This window comes from uncultured Chitinophaga sp. (assembly GCF_937874145.1).
In the GTDB taxonomy this organism is placed as follows: domain Bacteria; phylum Bacteroidota; class Bacteroidia; order Chitinophagales; family Chitinophagaceae; genus Chitinophaga.
The window spans coordinates 1-17,247 of the sequence record NZ_CALNBI010000246.1 but is presented as its reverse complement, the minus strand read 5'-3'; the positions used below and the strand labels follow the sequence as shown (position 1 = coordinate 17,247).

General features: G+C 56.0%; 8 protein-coding genes. 3 read left to right on the top strand and 5 right to left on the bottom strand.

Annotated elements, in window-relative coordinates:
• Position 1 precedes the first annotated feature (1 nt).
• Positions 2-1,339, top strand: coding sequence for a DUF58 domain-containing protein (locus Q0510_RS12275; RefSeq protein WP_298711889.1), 1,338 nt, complete (start codon positions 2-4; stop codon positions 1,337-1,339).
• Between the two features lie 76 nt (positions 1,340-1,415).
• Here Q0510_RS12275 and Q0510_RS12270 read toward each other — a convergent pair whose 3' ends face one another.
• Both Q0510_RS12270 and Q0510_RS12265 read right to left on the bottom strand, forming a co-directional pair.
• Entirely contained in the window at positions 1,416-4,118 is a 2,703-nt protein-coding gene (locus Q0510_RS12270) for a TonB-dependent receptor (protein WP_298711886.1), read from the bottom strand.
• Between the two features lie 277 nt (positions 4,119-4,395).
• On the bottom strand, positions 4,396-5,151 hold the full coding sequence (locus Q0510_RS12265) for an SDR family oxidoreductase (RefSeq protein WP_298711883.1): 756 nt from the start codon (positions 5,149-5,151) through the stop codon (positions 4,396-4,398).
• 162 nt (positions 5,152-5,313) lie between these two features.
• Here Q0510_RS12265 and Q0510_RS12260 point away from each other — a divergent pair, with 162 nt between their 5' ends.
• A complete protein-coding gene (locus Q0510_RS12260) occupies positions 5,314-6,792 on the top strand; it encodes an OmpA family protein (RefSeq protein ID WP_298711882.1) in 1,479 nt (492 codons plus the stop codon).
• Between the two features lie 80 nt (positions 6,793-6,872).
• On the opposite strand, the gene Q0510_RS12255 is transcribed toward Q0510_RS12260, so the two are convergent.
• From Q0510_RS12255 to Q0510_RS12245, 3 genes are read right to left on the bottom strand one after another with little or no spacing between them, the layout of a single operon-like run.
• Positions 6,873-7,346 carry a DNA starvation/stationary phase protection protein gene (locus Q0510_RS12255; protein WP_298711879.1) on the bottom strand — a complete coding sequence of 158 codons (474 nt, stop codon included), beginning with the start codon at positions 7,344-7,346 and terminating at the stop codon, positions 6,873-6,875.
• A 30-nt stretch (positions 7,347-7,376) separates the two neighbouring features.
• Positions 7,377-8,285, bottom strand: a complete 909-nt coding sequence (locus Q0510_RS12250; protein ID WP_298711876.1) for a transglutaminase domain-containing protein — start codon at positions 8,283-8,285, stop codon at positions 7,377-7,379.
• A 46-nt stretch (positions 8,286-8,331) separates the two neighbouring features.
• Positions 8,332-10,899: a hypothetical protein gene (locus Q0510_RS12245; RefSeq protein ID WP_298711873.1), complete on the bottom strand. Its 2,568-nt coding sequence runs from the start codon at positions 10,897-10,899 to the stop codon at positions 8,332-8,334.
• Positions 10,900-11,592: 693 nt separating this feature from the next.
• Here Q0510_RS12245 and Q0510_RS12240 point away from each other — a divergent pair.
• Positions 11,593-17,247: hypothetical protein (locus tag Q0510_RS12240; RefSeq protein ID WP_298711870.1), on the top strand; the 5,655-nt coding region annotated here is incomplete at its 3' end.

Genomic DNA, 17,247 nt, shown 5'->3' with positions numbered 1-17,247 from the left:
TATGCTGATCCGTTTTTACCAGTCGCTTTTTTTTCGTAACCGCCTGTATATGGCGCTGGGCGTACTCGTGCTGGTCTTCATCACCGGGTTCTTCTTCCCCGCGGCATTCACCGCCGGTATCATCGGGTTCATCGTCTGGGGGGCATTGATCCTCCTCGACCTGCTCATGATGTACCTTCCCGGAAGGGCCATAGAAGCCAGTAGGGTGGTAGCGGAAAGATTCAGCAACGGCGACGAAAACCCCGTGCAGTACCGCGTGCGCAGCAAATACGGCTTCCCCGTGCGTTGCGACGTGATGGACGAATTGCCCCTGCAATTCCAGCGGCGCGATTTCACCCTGCCCCTGAAACTGAAAGCCGGCGGCGAAGAAAGCGTCCGATTTACGTTGCGGCCGGTAGAAAGGGGAGAATATGCTTTCGGGAACCTGCATGTATACGCCTGGAGCCCCTTCGGCCTGGTATGCCGCCGGTTTACGATGCCCGTTGCGCAAACGGTGAAAGTGTTCCCTTCGTTCCTGCAACTGCGTAACTACGAACTGTTTTCCATCAAGCATAAACTGAACGAGCTCGGCGTGCACCGCCGCCGCATCATCGGCCACAGCATGGAATTCGATCACATCAAAGAATACATCCGCGGCGACGATGTGCGCACCCTCAACTGGAAAGCCACCGCGCGCAGGGGCAACCTCATGGTCAACAATTACACCGAAGAACGCTCCCAGCTGGTGTATTGCGTGATCGATAAAGGCCGCGCCATGAAAATGCCCTTCGGCGGCCTCACCCTGCTCGACTACGCCATCAACGCCACGCTCGTTTTCAGCAACGTGGCCATGCAGAAGGGCGATAAGTCCGGGCTCATCACCTTTACCGGCAAACAAACGGAAATACTGCCCGCCAGCAACAAGAAAGTCCAGTTGAACAAAATCCTCGACCAGCTCTACGCCCAAACCACCGACTGGACGGAAACCGATTACGAGCGCCTGGGCGTGCATCTGCGGGCTTCGCTTTCGCAGCGTTCTTTCCTCATCCTTTTCACCAACTTCGAATCGCTTTCGGGTATGCAGCGGCAATTGCCCTACCTGAAGCAGCTCGCCAAATACCATATGCTGCTGGTCGTCTTCTTCGAAAACACGGAACTGCGCGAACTGAACGAGAAGAGAATGGAAGAAACGGAAGATATCTATATGCAGGTGATCGCCCAGAAATTCGCGCACGAGAAAAAGCAAATCGTCCGCGAACTGGCGCAGGCCGGCATCATGAGCCTCCTCACCGCGCCGGAACACCTGACCGTCAACGTCGTGAATAAATACCTGGAGCTCAAATCCAGGATGGTATTATAAAAGCAACTCGTTGAAAGCAGAAGCGCCGGACAGTTTGTGTGTGCAAACGGACCGGCGCTTCGGTATTTTTATTGGCTTACCGGCGGCGGTGCCGGTTTTCTTCTTCCTCTTCCGTTCCCAGCTCAAACTCTTTCGGCCCTTTCTTGCCCAGCTTGTTGAACTTGCGGATGTTGTACGTGAGGTTCAGGCTGAGATACCGCACGTTGCGGCGGTTATTGGAACGCTGTTCGTAGTCTTTCGTCAGCTCATAAGAATTCCGTACGCTCGAACCGAAGATATTTTCCGCCGAGAAAGCAACGTTCAGCTTCCGTTGGAACAGGTTTACCTGCCCTTTCAGCCCGCTGCCGAAACGCGCTTCCTGCTTGCCCTGGGCGTAGTACCGGGGGCCGTTGTAGCGGAAGTTCACGGATACGTTGAACACCCGGATACGGTAACTCGCCCAGGTATTGAGGTGGCTCGTCCAGCCGGATACGTGCGCGAACTTCTCGCTCACCGCGCCCTGCCCGTCTTCCCCGCCGTCGGTCTGGGTATCGTAATACCGCAGGCCCGCATTGATGTTCAGCTGAATCGCGCCTTTATTGTTGTTGGTGGCGCGGAAGAAGTGCGACGTCAGCGTAACGTACGCGTTGTTGTCGCGCCTGCTGGCGAGGTTCACGAAAGTGCTGGTATTGATGATGGTGGTGTCGTTGATGTATTCGACGCGGGTGTACCGGGAAATGATATCATCCGCATCCTGCTTCTCCACGCCCACTTTCAGTGAATGCGATTTCACCTGGATGCTATATTCCGCACGGTAATCTTTCGTAAACGCGGGGCGCAGGTTCGGGTTGCCGGTGCGGATGTTGAAGCTGTCGGTCGTGTTCACGAAGGGGTTCAGCTGATCCGGCGAAGGCCTGTCCATGTTGCGGGAGTAGCTGAACGACAGCTGCTGCTGCTTGTAATCGTAGTTGAAATTCACGCCCGGCGCGAAGTTCGTGTATTTGAACGGCACGCGGCTTCTCAGGGAGTCCAGCAAGGCCATCTGGTTGAAGAACTGGATACCGGGGTTGAAGCGCAGGTTGGCGCGGTGGTCTTTCCAGGGACTGTAATTCACGCCTGCGGAGCTGCGCACTTCGTACGTTTCGTTGTTGAACTGGTTGCCGGCAAACGTTTCGCGGGATTTGGACCCTGTGTACACGAAGCGCCCCGTCACGCTGTACCCAAGTTTTTGGTTATGTTTTCCGGTAGAGGCGTTAACGGCGTAGTTCTGGTTGAAGGAAGTGTAATCCGTGCTGAGCCTTGGTGCGGGGAGCAATATTTTATCCGCCACATTCTTTCGCTGCGCGATGTTCTCGTTGTCGGAACCGCTGATGTTGGCGGAACCGCTCAGGTCGTAATACTTCCCGTTGCCCAGCGGCTGCCGGAAGTGGATATTGGTCCGCATGCTGTAGTTGCCGTTGCGGTTGTCGTTGCGCTGCAGGGAAGTATCGTCGGTCAGCGGGTACAGGTAGTCGTTGTACCCTTTCCCCTTGGTGCCGGCTTTGGTGAAGTTGAACCCTGCCTCCAATTTCTTATCGCGCTGCTCGTATTCCTTGAAGTAATTCCAGTCGGTAACGGCCCGGTAACCATTGCGGCGGTTTTCGCTGTCCTGGTTTTTGATCATGGTGGGCTTGTGGGCGCCGTTGCTGTTGATGGAATTATTTTCGTTGTTGCTGCCGTCGCCGGTCCAGCCGAGGGTTACCGCGCCGCGGAGGTATTCCTTGTCGGTGAATTTCCTTTCGTAGCGGGTATTCAGGTTGTGGTTGAAGTTATAAGAGGTGCGGAAGTTCTTTTGTTCGAGGAAGGAGCTGTCGCCGCCGTCGGATTTCGGGAAATAGGTCCGCTGAAGGTAGCTGGAGTCGGAGTTATATTGCCCGTTGTTGAAATAGGTGATCTGGAAGGGCGCGAGGTTCATGTTGAACCGCATCTTGGCGTTGAGGTTGCGGCGGCTGTCGACCCCGGCGGTTACCGCGGCGGAGTACCCGCGGAACTGGATCTTCCGGGTTATGATGTTGATGTACCGGATATTGGTTCTGCCCTCCACGAGCGCCTGTTCGGCGTCTACCGCGTCCGGCGGCACTTTCAGCACTTCGATCCGTTCGATCATGAAAGAGGGCAGGTTATTGAGGTAGCTGTTGGCGTCCATGCCGGTGTGGGCAATGGGCTTGTTGTCGACGTAAAAACGCACCTGGTCCTTGCCTTCCATGGTGATGTTGTTATTCGCATCGATGGTGACGCCGGGCACGTATTCGAGCAGTTCCATGCCGGTGCCGCCGGGCAGGAAGTTTTCGTCGGGGGTGAAGATGATGGAATCCTTGTTCATGGTGAACATCTTCTTCTGCCCCACCACTTCCACTTCCTTGAGGCTGCGGGCGCCGGTTTCGAGGATCACGGTGCCGAGGTCCCACTGCGGGCGCTCGTTATTGAGCTTTACCTTGAAGAAAGACGGCGTAAATCCCATGGTGGCCACTCTTACGAGATAGCTGCCATAGGGCACGGGTTTGAGCAGGAAGGTGCCTTTCTCATCGGCGGCAACGCCGTTGATAACGGTGGAGTCATCTTCGTTCAGCAGTGCGATGGTGGCAAAAGGGATCGGTTCTTTGTTGCCGGTCTGCTGCACTTTTCCACTGATGGCGCCGGTTTCCGAATCCTTGTTTGATGGGGGCTGCTGTGCGTAGGCTTCCGATTGGACAAACATACATCCGAGCCAGCAAAGGATGACCGCAAAGGTTCCCCTGCCGCTGATTCGCGTGATTCTCATCTAAGTTATTGCGTCTATAGGTTGATGCCGAAAAATACGCATCCCAGCACCGCCTGACGGGTGTTTTACACCTGTGCAGGATTTACGGGATAAATGGTAATGCTAATTTCCAGCGTGGATAAAACGTGATTCGTTCAATGAGATAGACGTTTTCCGGGGGCCAAACGTTTAAGCGCGATGCCGGATAATGGAGGAGCGGGGAATGGGGGAGATGGACGGTAAGGATAAAAAATGGACAGCCACGGGCCCGCGGCTGTCCTGCACTGTCATGGTAAGATTATACGGCCAGGTAAGCCCCGTCTACCGCGTAGTAAGCGCCGGTAACGAAGGAAGCTTTGTCGGAACTGAGCCAGATCACGACTTCGGCTACTTCTTCCGCTTTGCCGAGGCGGCCGATGGGGTGTTTGGAAATGAGCATGTCTTTGGCGGCTTTATCCATTTGCTGCAGCAGCGGGGTGTCGATGAAGCCGGGGCCTACGGCGTTTACGCGGACGCCCGGGGCCGAGTATTCCGCCGCGGCATTCTGGGTAAGCCCTACCACACCGTGTTTGGCGGCCACATAACCCGCCGAATGCGGGAAGCCCACCTGCCCGAGGATCGACGCCATGTTGACAATGGCCCCGCCGCCGCCCTTCAGGATGGCGGGCAACTGGTATTTCATGCAGTAGAATACGCTGGAAAGATTCACGGCTATCACGGTGTCCCAGCCTTTCACGCTCAGGTCCCCGATGGCATTGGCTTCGCCGCCAATGCCGGCGTTGTTGCAGGCATAATCCAGGCGGCCATAGTGCCGGAGGGTTTCGCTTACGAGTTGCTCACAGGCTTCCGGCTTGCTGACGTCGCAGGCAACAAACTGCGCATCGCCGCCGCTTTGGCGGATTTTGTCCGCCACGCCATTGCCGTGTTCCGCGTTAATATCCGATACGATCACTTTGGCGCCATGTTGGGCGTACAGCAGCGCCGTGGCTTCCCCGATGCCGGAGCCTGCGCCGGTTACCAATGCCACTTTCCCGGAAAATAACTGTTCCATCATGTATTTTTTTAAGATGAATAATCAGACTGGGTATGCGTGTATTGCAGTAGGTTTAACGCAAAATGGCCGGGGAATGTTTGTATCACACCTTTGTGTCATATCTTCATATAGAGATAATATTTATCATGATTTTCAGTTAATAAGAATCCCATCGTGATAAAAATGCGATTACCGACCCTGTTCCACCTTATGACCGGGATGCTTTTGCTTCCCCCGGCTGCCCGGGCGCAGAACCTGCTGGCCAATCCCAGTTTCGAAGACGTCAATGTCTGTATCGAGTATTATGCGCCCTGTGCGCCGGTAGGTTGGGAGAACGTATCGCCGGCGCTGAAAATGCAATATAATTACCACACCTACAAGAATAAAGCGGGGCATCAGTACATCAACCTCGTAAGCGGGAGCGTCCGCGACGAGCGCAATTATGCCCAGACGCGGCTGCTGTGCCCCATGCGGAAAGGGAAACGGTACCGGATCATGGCGATCGTCGGCGCCACGCAGCGCCTGGAGCCGGAAGTGGATTTCTACCTGTCGAAAGATTACGTGTTCCGGGAGAATGCGCATGTCCTGAACGATCTCAAACCCACGGTTACGCTGCGCAAAGCCCAGATCACGAAGCCCCTGGAAAAGAATTTCTACCGGATGGAAACCGTTTTCACGGCGGAAGACGATTTCACCCACCTCCTCGTGGGCCGCATGGAACTGCGGCAGTCGCGGGCTTCCGGCGGGCCGGAATTCATTTTCCTCGATTACCTGGAGCTGGTGCCTGAAGAGCAAACGGACCTTTGCGCCGATGCCGCGGCTATCATGGATTCGCTCGCACACCGACGGCTGCGCCACACCCTGCCCGGGCAGCACGTCACCCGGCAAATGACGAATGTCCGGACGGCCAAAAATGGCTGCATGGACGTCGAGATTCCCGGCACCGATCTCTTCACCGCCGTTGGCCGCGCCCGATATCCACTGGCCGCCTCTCGCATCGATTCCCTCGTCCAGCGTTACCAACCGGGCGGGCTCCGGCTGCGGATCACCGGTTACTTCTTCGACCCGGCCTCCCAGCGCTTCGATTCCGCCCTGTCCGCCAGGGAAGCCATCGACGCCCGCGAAGTGTTCATCAATGACTTTGCCTTCAGCCCCCGCGATATCAAAGTAGTTACGCTGCAAATTTCCACGCCGCGCTACGATGCGGCTTCGCCCGGCGCGAAAGCGAGAAATAACTTTGTGGGGATAGAAGTTTGCCCGCCGGACATTTCCGCGCCACCTGAAACGCCTGTCGCCGTGGCGGAAATCCCTCCGCCCCCCGATACCCTGCTGATCCCCGACGTCCTTTTCAAATTCGACCGCCACGAACTCAACCCGGCACTGTTCTCCTCGCTGGACACGCTGGTCGACAAGATCCCCCGCGCCGAAGGCACCACGCTGGCGCTCATCGGGCATACCGACAACGCCGGGGCCGACGATTACAACCTGGAGCTTTCGCTCCGCCGCGCGGAAGCGCTGGCGGCATATCTCCGGAAAAAAGGCCTGGGCGATTACATCCTCACCGTGTCCGGCGAAGGCGAAAAAAGGCCCGCCCACCCGAACGATTCGCCCGAAGGCCGGCGCCGCAACCGGCGGGTGGAAATCATCATCTACAAGCAATAACACCGGCAAGCAAGCATAAAACAGAAAGCCGGCCAACGCAGGTTGACCGGCTTTTCTTTTTCACTTATTCAGCGATGGTGCTATTTGGTAATGTAAGACCGGAGCATCCAGGCCATTTTCTCGTGCTGGCGCATCAGGCCGGTCACGAAATCGCTGGTGCCGAGGTCTTTTTGCTTATCCGCGAATTCCGTGATCATCTCGCGGAGGTTGCGGATAATGGTTTCGTGGTCGTCGAGCAGGTTCTTGATCTGTTGCGACTGCACATTCGTGTATTCGGGTTCGAGGAGGTTGGTCAGCTTGAGGAAATCCACGAGGCGGCCGGTGCTGTAATGCCCGATCATGCGGATGCGCTCCGCTACTTCGTCCACGATTTCGGCGAGCTCGTTGTATTGTCCTTCATAAAAGGCATGCATTTCCGCGAAATTGTCGCCCACCACGTTCCAATGATAGTTCCGGGTTTTGGTATAAAGGACTTGCTCATCCGCCAATAAAACCTGTAATTTTTCAGCTACTGCCTGTAGGTGGTTTTCTCCGATGCCGATGTTTGCTTTCATGATTCAAAATATTTTAATATGAGTTAATGGTTACATTTCTATCAGGGCGTAGACCTTGTCGTTGAGGTAGCGCCCGCCGGGGTTTCTGGCGGTATAATCCATGTTGATCCAGTATTCGCCGTTCATTTCATGATAATATAACACTTTAACGGGCGGATTGTTGAATAACAGGATAATTGCCTGTTTCATGGTCTCGAACTCCTCTTTGCTGCCGCAGTACAGTTCCGGGTAGGCGTGCCCGCGGATGAGCACGATACGCATCCGCGCCCCGATGGATTCCAGGCAGGAGGCCATGAGGATGCTGTGGTCGTCGCAATCGCCGCCCATTCCGTTCTGGATGGTTTCCATGGGGGTGGCGAAGTATTCGTCGCGCTGGGAATCGTTCACGTATTTGAAGTTCTCGCGAATGTACCGGTAAAGCGAAAGATACCTGACGATACGCCCGTACTTGGGAAAGTATTCGTCATAATATTCCAGTGAATGTTTAACAGAAAAATTGCGGACGATGGGATCTTTGTAATCGGTTTTCTCCCGGATGCCGCGGACGGTCTTATCGACGTAGGTTTCTACCTTTCGGGGGTAGAAGCTGAGGATGTCGAGCTGCTTGCTGTCGCGGGTGCCCCAGTTCCCCTGCACCACGCCCTGGTAATCGTTGAGGACGTTCGTGAAGGAATACCTGCCGGTGAACTGGTTGAAAACGAGCACGCCGGCCACGAGTACGAAGGCCGGTATGATGAGTGGGCGGAAGATCCAGAGGAGCAGCCGGGTGAATACGAAGGAGATCAGTACCGACACCAGGAGGTCCACATGCCAGGGGCCCAACTGGATCACGGGCATGAACCGGTTGATGTAAGGGGCCAGGGGCAGGATGGTCAACAGGCTCAGCAGGTTCAGCAAGAAGTGCTGAAATGTCGTGTATTTGCTCTGATCGATAGGCATTGCCGGATATTACCGCAAAATTATGCCAATTCCGGCTGGTGGACTGTTAATGTTCCACCAATCCGGGCAGTGTTTGTATAAACGTCGTGCTCTGGCGGATCACGATCATTTTCTGCTGTGCGTCTTTTTTCTGCTTGTCCATTTTCAGGTGGTGGTAAATCCGGTCCAGGATGCTGTAATTCAACAGGGCAAATATTTTAAAATCCAGCTTATGTGCCATTTCCATCGCGGATTCCGCGGCGCGGATGGCTTTGTTGAATTCCTGGTCGTGCAGGTGGATCTGCGCCGCCACGATTTTCTGCAGTGTTTCGAGGTGCTTGCCGTTGTAAAATTCGGCAGGATAATGTTTCAGCACACTGTCTACATGGCAGCTGATCCGCCGGGCGGGCTGGATGTCTCCCGTGCTGAGGTGCGCCTGTGCCTTCCAGCAGAGCATCATCAGGCGGAAGGGATCGGTGCGGTTGAAGAGGATGCTGGGATGTTGTTCGAACAGGCGGCTGGTGAACAGCAGCAGCTGGTGGTAATCGCCCAGCAGGAGGAAAATAAAGCATAAGGCGCGGTAAACGGCTTCTTCTCCCGTGGTAAAAGATTTCTGATGCTTGAAATTCCAGCAGGAGGCGTAGTGGTAAAGCTTTTCCCGCATTTCGGCATTCGTTTGCCCGAATTTCAGGTATTCATATATGAACAGGAACGCTTCGTAAGGGGTGATCCACATATCTCCCGCGGGCTCGCCCGCGCACAGCTTGCGGATATTGGTGAGCTCGATCTCGCATTGCTCCGCATCCAGCTGCATCAGCGCCATCACAAAGAGGTTGCAGCGGATCTTCAGCCGGTCGTCTGCCGATTCGGCCATATTCAGCAGGGTATTCAGCACCTTCCGCTTTTTGAAATGCATGAAGTCGTCGGCGATGAACTGCCCGAAAGGGTTCTTGCGGAAATATCCCGGCGGGAAAATCGTCGATAACTGCTCCTGGTGCGTGCCTTCCTTCTGGTAATGCAGCACCACATATTCCAGCAGGTGGGCTTTTTCGCTGGTGGCCAGCGGCAGGCGGAAGAATTCCCGGATGCCATCGGCCTGGCTCCGCGTAATGGCGTAGCGCAGCAACCATTTGAACACGGCTATACGGAAAGGGCTCTGCGGGAAAGCAGACAGCACCTGCTCCAGCAGCGGGGCGGAAACGGTTTGGCCGTGGTGGTTCACGAAATGCATCGCCGTGAAGTATTCCAGCAGGAAATTATGCGCGAAGCGCACTTTCACGTTGAACATGATCTCCTGGCTGAGATTTTCCTCCACCAATATATTATCGGCCAGCAATTCTTTATAAGCGGGGAAATAATCGGCGTTTTGGTTCAGCAGGTTGCTTTTGTCGGTATATATGCCGGCCCTTCCCATGTCCAGCAATCCCAGCAGCTTTTCGATGAGCTGCATTTTAAAGGTGTTGGCGGGCGACTGGAAAACGCGGTGCTGGATGAAGCGGGAGATGATTTCGAAAAGACTGAGGTTCTCGTCCACGAACGACTGGTCGGGGTTATTGCTCAGCTGGCAGAAAAGCTGGAGGTAATACGGGTGGCGGAGCCGTTGGATGAAGTGATCGGAGAAGAGGCGGACGGTGGCGGGGTCGAAATCGAAATTATACAGAACGGATTTCACTTCCTGCTCGGTAAGCGCGGGCATGTTGATGTTGGTTTCTTCATCCATTTCCGGGCCGAGGTACCAGAATTTGCGGAATGCGGGATACTGCTGGGTTTGATGGAAAACTTCGCCCCAGGTGCTGGAACGGACGGAGAGGATGACTTTCACCCAGGGGTGCAGGTCGTTGGAATAAATGAAGTCTTCCAGTTTATTATATAGGAGTTTGAGTTTATCGGCGCTCATGGCGATTTCGTCGAACCCGTCGATGATGAGGATGAGCCTTCCGGAGCGTTCTTCGGGGTGGGCGGAGAAGTATTCGCGGAAGTTTTCGCCGTTGCCGAGGTTCAGTTGGTTATCGAGCCAGGAGGAGAGGTTGAATCCTTTGAGGAGGAGGCTGCCTGCAGCGTGGGCGTTGATGAACCAGCAGATATCCTGTGGGGAAGCGGGGTTGCGGCCAAACCAGTTGTGTTCGGCGGCATGGATGAGAGAGATGGATTTGCCCCATCCTGCGGGTGCGATGAGGACGGTGGCGGAGTATTTGGATTCGAGGAATTTTTCGATATGATGAAGGCAATACTGCCGCGGGATGGTTTTATCGAAGGGCATGCCGCAACGGTTGCGGAGGGTGAGGATGGTGTAGTGGGAGATGGCGGTGGCTTTGCGCCGGATGTCTTCCCATTTCGAATCATCCTGAACGGGCTGGCGGAATTGTTTTTTGTAATACTGTGCCTGGAAATCATCCCAATCGCGGAAGCGGCAATACTGCGCGAGGGTGTTGAGCGTGAATCGGGAGAAGCTGTGTTGGGTGACGGCAAACCCGAATACCCTTTTGAGGGTAGTCTCGCTGACGAGTTTTCCAGTGTGGTTCATAATAGCCTGCGTGAGCTGCTTGCATTGATTGGGTTGCAGATTCTCGACGCCAAACTGCCGCAAAACTTCCGACTGTAATGTAATGATAAAGTCGTAGGACAGATCGATCATAAGGGCATACAATTAATGGATTAGGACTATGGTATGATGGGACCCTGATTGAAATGAATAAATACGTAAAGGAATGAACGTTTGGATTTCGGTTTTTAACAAATGAACAAAATGAACAGGAGGGATCATATAGGCAGGAGGTTTGTTTTATGTTGATACTCAAATTGTTAAGGTGATATTAGATATGCGGAAAATTTTAGAATAATCTGCTTTCCTAACTAATATAAATGAACAGAGTGCGGAAGTGGTAAAAAGGATGAACGATTGCAGTCATAATTGTTCATTTTGACCACGGTATGACGAATTTTCTGAATAACCCCAGATACAAAATATGAATTGAATTTGTTCATCCATTTTAAAAATGAACAAAATGAACAGAGAATTCAACAATGAACAATGCCATTACTTTTTGAATGAAATGGATAAGAATGGCCTATCGTTTCCACTCCCCGGCCAGTTAATTTAGCATCTCAATCGCTTCGAGAATCCATGAATAAACCGAAGAATGCATCCTATCAAAAACTGTAAAGCGCGGCTTTGTATCCTGAACCTTTTTGACAGACATTCCTCTTTTTCATAGCCTCTGCAGCCATCATCGTTTGACCGGGAACCCTGCTTCAACCAAATCATGCAGCGCTTCCCCCACGTGCAGGACAGATCAACACAAGCTTAATAAACCCAAACCATTGTCGTATGAGTTGTAATGTTACTCCGAATTGCTTATTGCGCTTTTTCTTCGTGCTGTCCGCAGCCCTCGTGCTCGGATGGGGCGGAAACGCGCGCGCTGCCTCCCTCGCAGCATATAATCAATATTGGTGGTATCCGGAGAAAACCCCAGCCACTTTGCCCGAAAAATGGTTCGGGCGATCCCCCATGCTGCATGGCGATGCACGCCTTTCCTGGCTCAACGCAACGTCTGTCCGCAGCTTCTTCGCCGCAGGGCCCATCTACTCCCGCGGTTCCACTGCCACCAACATCATCTCCCTTACCTGTATCGGCTGCACCATTACCGGCGCAGGAAACGCCATCGACAATGACCCCAACACCGCCGCCCTATATAATATGGCAATCGGTATCGTCGCCGATATGGGGCAACGCATCGTTTTCCCCGGTACATACGAACCGGGCGACAGCCTCGTAGTCGAGTTCGCACTCACCACCACCGGGATCGTCGACGCGTCGGTACTGAATAACGTGCGCGTCAGGACCTACCTCGGCAGCGGCGCCACCGCCCGCCAGGATGTTCGCCTCGGCTCCGCCGTCGCCGTGCAGCTCCTCGGCGTGGGATCTACCGGAAAAAGAAGAGCCGTGATCCCCATCACCAGCCAGTTCGACCAGGTGGCCATCACCTTCGGCGGGCTCGTGAGCCTTTCCTACGATATGCAATTATTCCAGGCTGCCGCCGTGGTGCCTGTAACAATTACACCTGCTGCAAATCCTATAATCAGTCCCGCCGGCGCTCCCGCCACCATGACGGCCTCGCACCGCCTCGGCGCGGCGACCTTCCGCTGGTACGACGCCCCCACCGGGGGCACGCTCCTTTCTACCGGCGCCACCTACGCGCCCGTGCTCACCCGCGGCGTAAACAAATATTATGTGGAAGCCACCACCACGGCCGACGGCCTTACCAGCATCCTGCGTACAGGCGTAACCGTTGATGTAGGCGGCGGCGCGGGCCTGCTCTGGTCGTATGGCGACCAGCAGGAAAGCCCCAGGCTCGGCGGCATCTGCGTCCTCTGCGCGGTGAATGCTCCTGAAAACGCGGTCGATGCTAACCCCGCTACCTTCAGCACGTTGTCGTCGCCCGTGGGCGTTGCCAGCACGGTGGGGCAGCTCATCAAATTCCCCGGCATCTACCAACCAGGCGAGAGCATCATCCTCGACCTGGAGCTGCCCGGCGTTTTATACACCAAATCCATCCTCACCAATATTTCCCTGCAGCCCTACCTGGGTACTGCTGCGGCAGGCGCGGCCATGAATCTCGGTACCGACCTTATTCACGTGCAGGCATTGGGTGTAGGACTTGGGGGTACGCCGAAGTTTCGTGTCAGCGTGCCGGTTTCCACTTCGTTCGACGCGGTGCAGGTGAACCTCAACGCCGTAGTAGCAGAACTGGCGACCTTGCGCATTTATGAAGCGGTAGCTATGATCCCGGTGTCGGTAACGCCGAATGCTGCGGTGATCCCGTACGGCACATCAGCGAGCCTCAGCGCAACGGTTCGTCCTGCCGGCGCCACTTTCAACTGGTATACGGCTCCCACCGGCGGTTCTCCGGCAGGCACGGGCGCAACGTTCAATTCGCCAAACCTCACACGCAGCACCACGTATTACGTGGAAGCGGTGGCCGGCGGCGTAACCAGCTATGTGCGCACCGCGGTGCCGGTAATGGTTGGCGGGGCGGACGGGCCGCTGTGGTCTTACGGCGATACCGAGACCAGTCCGGTTTTGAGCGGCATTTGTGTGGGTTGCACCGTACAGAATCCGGCATTGGCTGTAGACGAAGACACGACAACCGCATCCACGATCAATATCCCGCTGGGCGTGCTTTCCAATGCGGGCCAGCTGATCCGCTTCCCGGGCAATTATCATCCCGGCGACAGCATCATCCTCGACCTGGGGATCCCGGCAGGGCAGCTGCTTTCTTTGCAACTACTCAACAGCATCCGCATCGAAACTTTCAGCGGCAGCACTTCCAATAACGACGCCGCTGCATTCAACACGGCGCTCGCCAATGCGCAGGTGCTGGGCATCCCGGTTGGCGCAACAGGGAAATTCAGGGTAACGCTGCCGGCGGGCGCGGATTTCGACGCTGTTCAGATCTCGCTGGCCCCGGTAGTAGGCGGCCTAAGCAATCTGCAGGTATACGAGGCTACGGCCATGGTGCCTGTAACGGTGACGCCCCCGGTACAAACAGTTCCTCTCAATACTTCCGCCACCATCGCCGCGGCCAACCGCCTGGCCCCGGTTACTTTCGACTGGTTCACGTCCCCCACGGGCGGTACTTCCGTCTTTACAGGAGCTACTTTCAATACACCGAACCTTTCCCGCCAGGCGATTTATTATGTGGAAGCCAGCACACCCGATGGCAAGAAGAGCTATGTGCGCACCATGGCGACCGTCAACGTAGGCGGCGGCCCCGGCCCGCTCTGGACGTACGGCACCACGCAGGACGGACCAGTGATCAGCGGCGTTTGCGTGGGCTGCAGCATTACGGATGCAGGTAATGCGGTGGATGAGGATACGACAACTTCTTCGCTGATCGTTATGCCCCTGGGCGCACTGGGCAGCGTGTCGCAGGTGATCCATTTCCCCGGCGTATACCAATCGGGCGACAGCATCGCGCTGTTCCTGGAACTGCCGGATCAATTGTTCAGCCTCACCGCTCTGGGCGGATTGACGGCGCAAACTTATATCGGCGCTACGCCTAACGGAGATGCCATCGCTTTGAACAGCGGCATCGTAAGGCTGGAGCCGCTGGGCCTGGGTGTAGGCAGCACGGGTAAATTCCGCGTGACTTTCCCGGTAAGCCAGGCTTTCGACGGTGTGAGCATCGGTTTATCGGCGGCGCTGGCCGGACTGAATGGCCTGCGCGTATATGAAGCGGTTGCCTTTATGCCGCTGGCGATTACGCCGCCCGCACCGGTGATCGCTTCCGGCGCCACTGCAACCATGACCGCCAGCGTTCGCGCGCCCGGCGCCACCTATTCATGGTTCGAGGCGATGACAGGCGGCACGGCCGTTGGCAATGCCGCGGCTTTCACGACTCCTGCGCTAACCCGTACCAAAACATATTATGCCGAAGCATTCACCCCGTCAGACGGCAAGCGCAGCTTCTCGCGCACTTCCGCCACGGTAACGGTGAACGCGGGCCCCGGCCCCTTGTGGACATACGGTGATCTGCAGCAGAGCCCGCTGGTTGGCGGCGTTTGCCTGGGTTGCTCCGTTGCAAACCCGAATCTCGCGGTAGACCAGGACACAACGACCGCTTCGCAGATTACAATGGCAGTCGGCGCGCTGGGATCGGTAGGGCAGCTGATTAAATTCCCCGGAACCTACCAGGCGGGCGACAGCATCGCGTTGTTCCTGGGTGTGCCCAGCCAAACACTGAGCGCACAATTGCTATCCGGCATCCGGGTGGAAACTTATAATGGAAGTACCCCGAACGGCGATCCCATCACGCTCGATGCAGACCTGGTGAACCTCCAGGCGCTCGGGCTGGACGTGACCGGCGCGGTGAGCAAATTCAAAGTGGTAATTCCTGCAACGGCCGGTTTCGATGGCGTAAGGGTGGATCTGAACGGGTTGGTAACCGCGTTGGGAAGCCTCAATGTATATGAAGCTGCTGCGTTTGTACCGGTAACGGTTGTACCTCCCGCCGCCACCGTTCCATTCGGTAACGATACTACTTTCAACGCTTCGATCCGTTTCCCCGGCGCAACGTTCAGTTGGTACGAAACCCCGACCGGCGGCGTTCCCGTGGCTACAACGGCTACTTTCAATACGCCGACGTTGTTGAAAGACAAAACTTATTACGTACAGGCCGCGACGCCTGACGGACTGACGAGCTTCATCCGCACCAGCGTTCCCATTACGGTGACGGTTGGGCCCGGCAGTCCGGACCTGTCCTGCGGCCGCGGAACGATTTCCACTTCCACCGGCACATTGGGTCTTTGCCTGTTGTGCGGTGTGGATGATGCGCCGTTTGCGGTGGATGATAATCCCGAAACATCTTCTTCGCTGCATCTGCCCGTAGGTTTGCTGGGCGGATCGGTTTACCAGCGGATTTCCTTCGCGCAGCCCAGCACGATCGGCGATTCGCTGCGCGTGGTGGTGGGCTCAACCACGGGGCTCCTGGATCTGAATGTGCTGGCGGGAACGTCGGTGCGCCCGAGGATGGGCGCCGCGGAAAATGCTGCGGATGTGAGATTATTGAACAACGGATTGCTGAACGTGCAATTGCTGAACGGGGGCACCCGCAGCGTGGTTTCATTTGTTCCGTCTGCCGTGTTCGATAATGTGGAAATCCGCCTGACCGGTGTGGTTTCCGCGCTGAACGAAATCAATGTTTTCTACGTACAGCAAATAACAGCCCGCCCGGCGATTGCGGCTGATACCGTGAACGTCTGCAGTGGTCAGACGGCTACGCTGAACGCCACCGTGCCCGCGGGCAATTCGGTGCGCTGGTACAGCACGCCAACCGGCGGAACGCCGCTGGCAACGGGTGCATCGTTTGTTACACCTGCGATAACCGCCAACACGGTATATTATGCCGAGGCAGTGTCCGGTACTACCAATTGCCCCAGCGAAACACGGGTGCCGGTTGTGGTGGAAGTAGGGCTGGCGGATGTGACGGTAACGGCTAATTCGGTGACCATCCCGCAAGGCAGCACGGCCACCTTCACGGTCGACAATCCCAATTCTTCGCTCACATACAGCTGGTACGATGTGCCGGTGGGCGGAACGGCGCTGTTTGCCGGTCCGGGCTTCACTACGCCTGCACTGCAATCCACGACTACGTATTATGTGGAAGCTACGAATGCGACAGGTTGCGCGAGCGCGCAGCGTGTGGCGGTGGTAGCCAACGTTACGATCACCAACCCCGACGTTCCCTGCGACATTGCCACCACCCAGGTCAGCAACGTTAACGGCATCTGCATCGGATGCTTCGTGGATAACCAGGGCGCGGCGGTGGATGCGAGCACAGTTTCCGGTTCCTCGCTGCATGTGGTGGCCGGGTTGTTGGGCGCATATGCGCAGCAGACGCTCATCTTCCCCTCGTCCAGCGACGCGGGCGATAGTGTGCGGTTGCTGATTTCCTTCCCGGGCTCACTGGCGGATGTTGGTTTGCTGGGCGGAACGCAGGTCGCAACTTATAACGGAACTACTTACAATAACGACCGTACGGCGCTGAACAACAGCCTGATCAGCCTTCGCCTCCTGGCGGGCAATACGCAGGCTATCGTTGCCTTTGCGCCGACGGCTGTGTTCGATCGGGTGGAAGTGCGCCTCAATTCCGGCGTGGCCACGCTGATCTCTGCACTGAATATTCACTACGCGCAAAGGCTCATAGCCGTACCGGATGTAACGCCGGATACGGTCACGACCTGCGCGGGCGGAACGGCCACATTCACGGTGGCGCCGAAGCCCAATACCCTCTTCCGCTGGTACACGACTGCTGCGGGTGGTACGCCTGTTGCAACGGGCACTTCCTTCACTACCGGTCCTGTTTCGGTTGATTCGGTATTTTATGTGGAAGCGGTTAAAACGTCTACGAATTGCGCCAACCCGGTTCGGACGCGGGCATTCGTGAAGATGGGCGCCGCTCCCGCTGCGCCGGCCGTAGAAAGT

Coding starts and splice junctions, on each gene's coding strand:
- Q0510_RS12260 (WP_298711882.1), top strand. CDS start 5,314: ATGCGATTACCGACCCTGTTCCACCTTATGACCGGGATGCTTTTGCTT.
- Q0510_RS12245 (WP_298711873.1), bottom strand. CDS start 10,899: ATGATCGATCTGTCCTACGACTTTATCATTACATTACAGTCGGAAGTT.
- Q0510_RS12265 (WP_298711883.1), bottom strand. CDS start 5,151: ATGATGGAACAGTTATTTTCCGGGAAAGTGGCATTGGTAACCGGCGCA.
- Q0510_RS12275 (WP_298711889.1), top strand. CDS start 2: ATGCTGATCCGTTTTTACCAGTCGCTTTTTTTTCGTAACCGCCTGTAT.
- Q0510_RS12255 (WP_298711879.1), bottom strand. CDS start 7,346: ATGAAAGCAAACATCGGCATCGGAGAAAACCACCTACAGGCAGTAGCT.
- Q0510_RS12250 (WP_298711876.1), bottom strand. CDS start 8,285: ATGCCTATCGATCAGAGCAAATACACGACATTTCAGCACTTCTTGCTG.
- Q0510_RS12270 (WP_298711886.1), bottom strand. CDS start 4,118: ATGAGAATCACGCGAATCAGCGGCAGGGGAACCTTTGCGGTCATCCTT.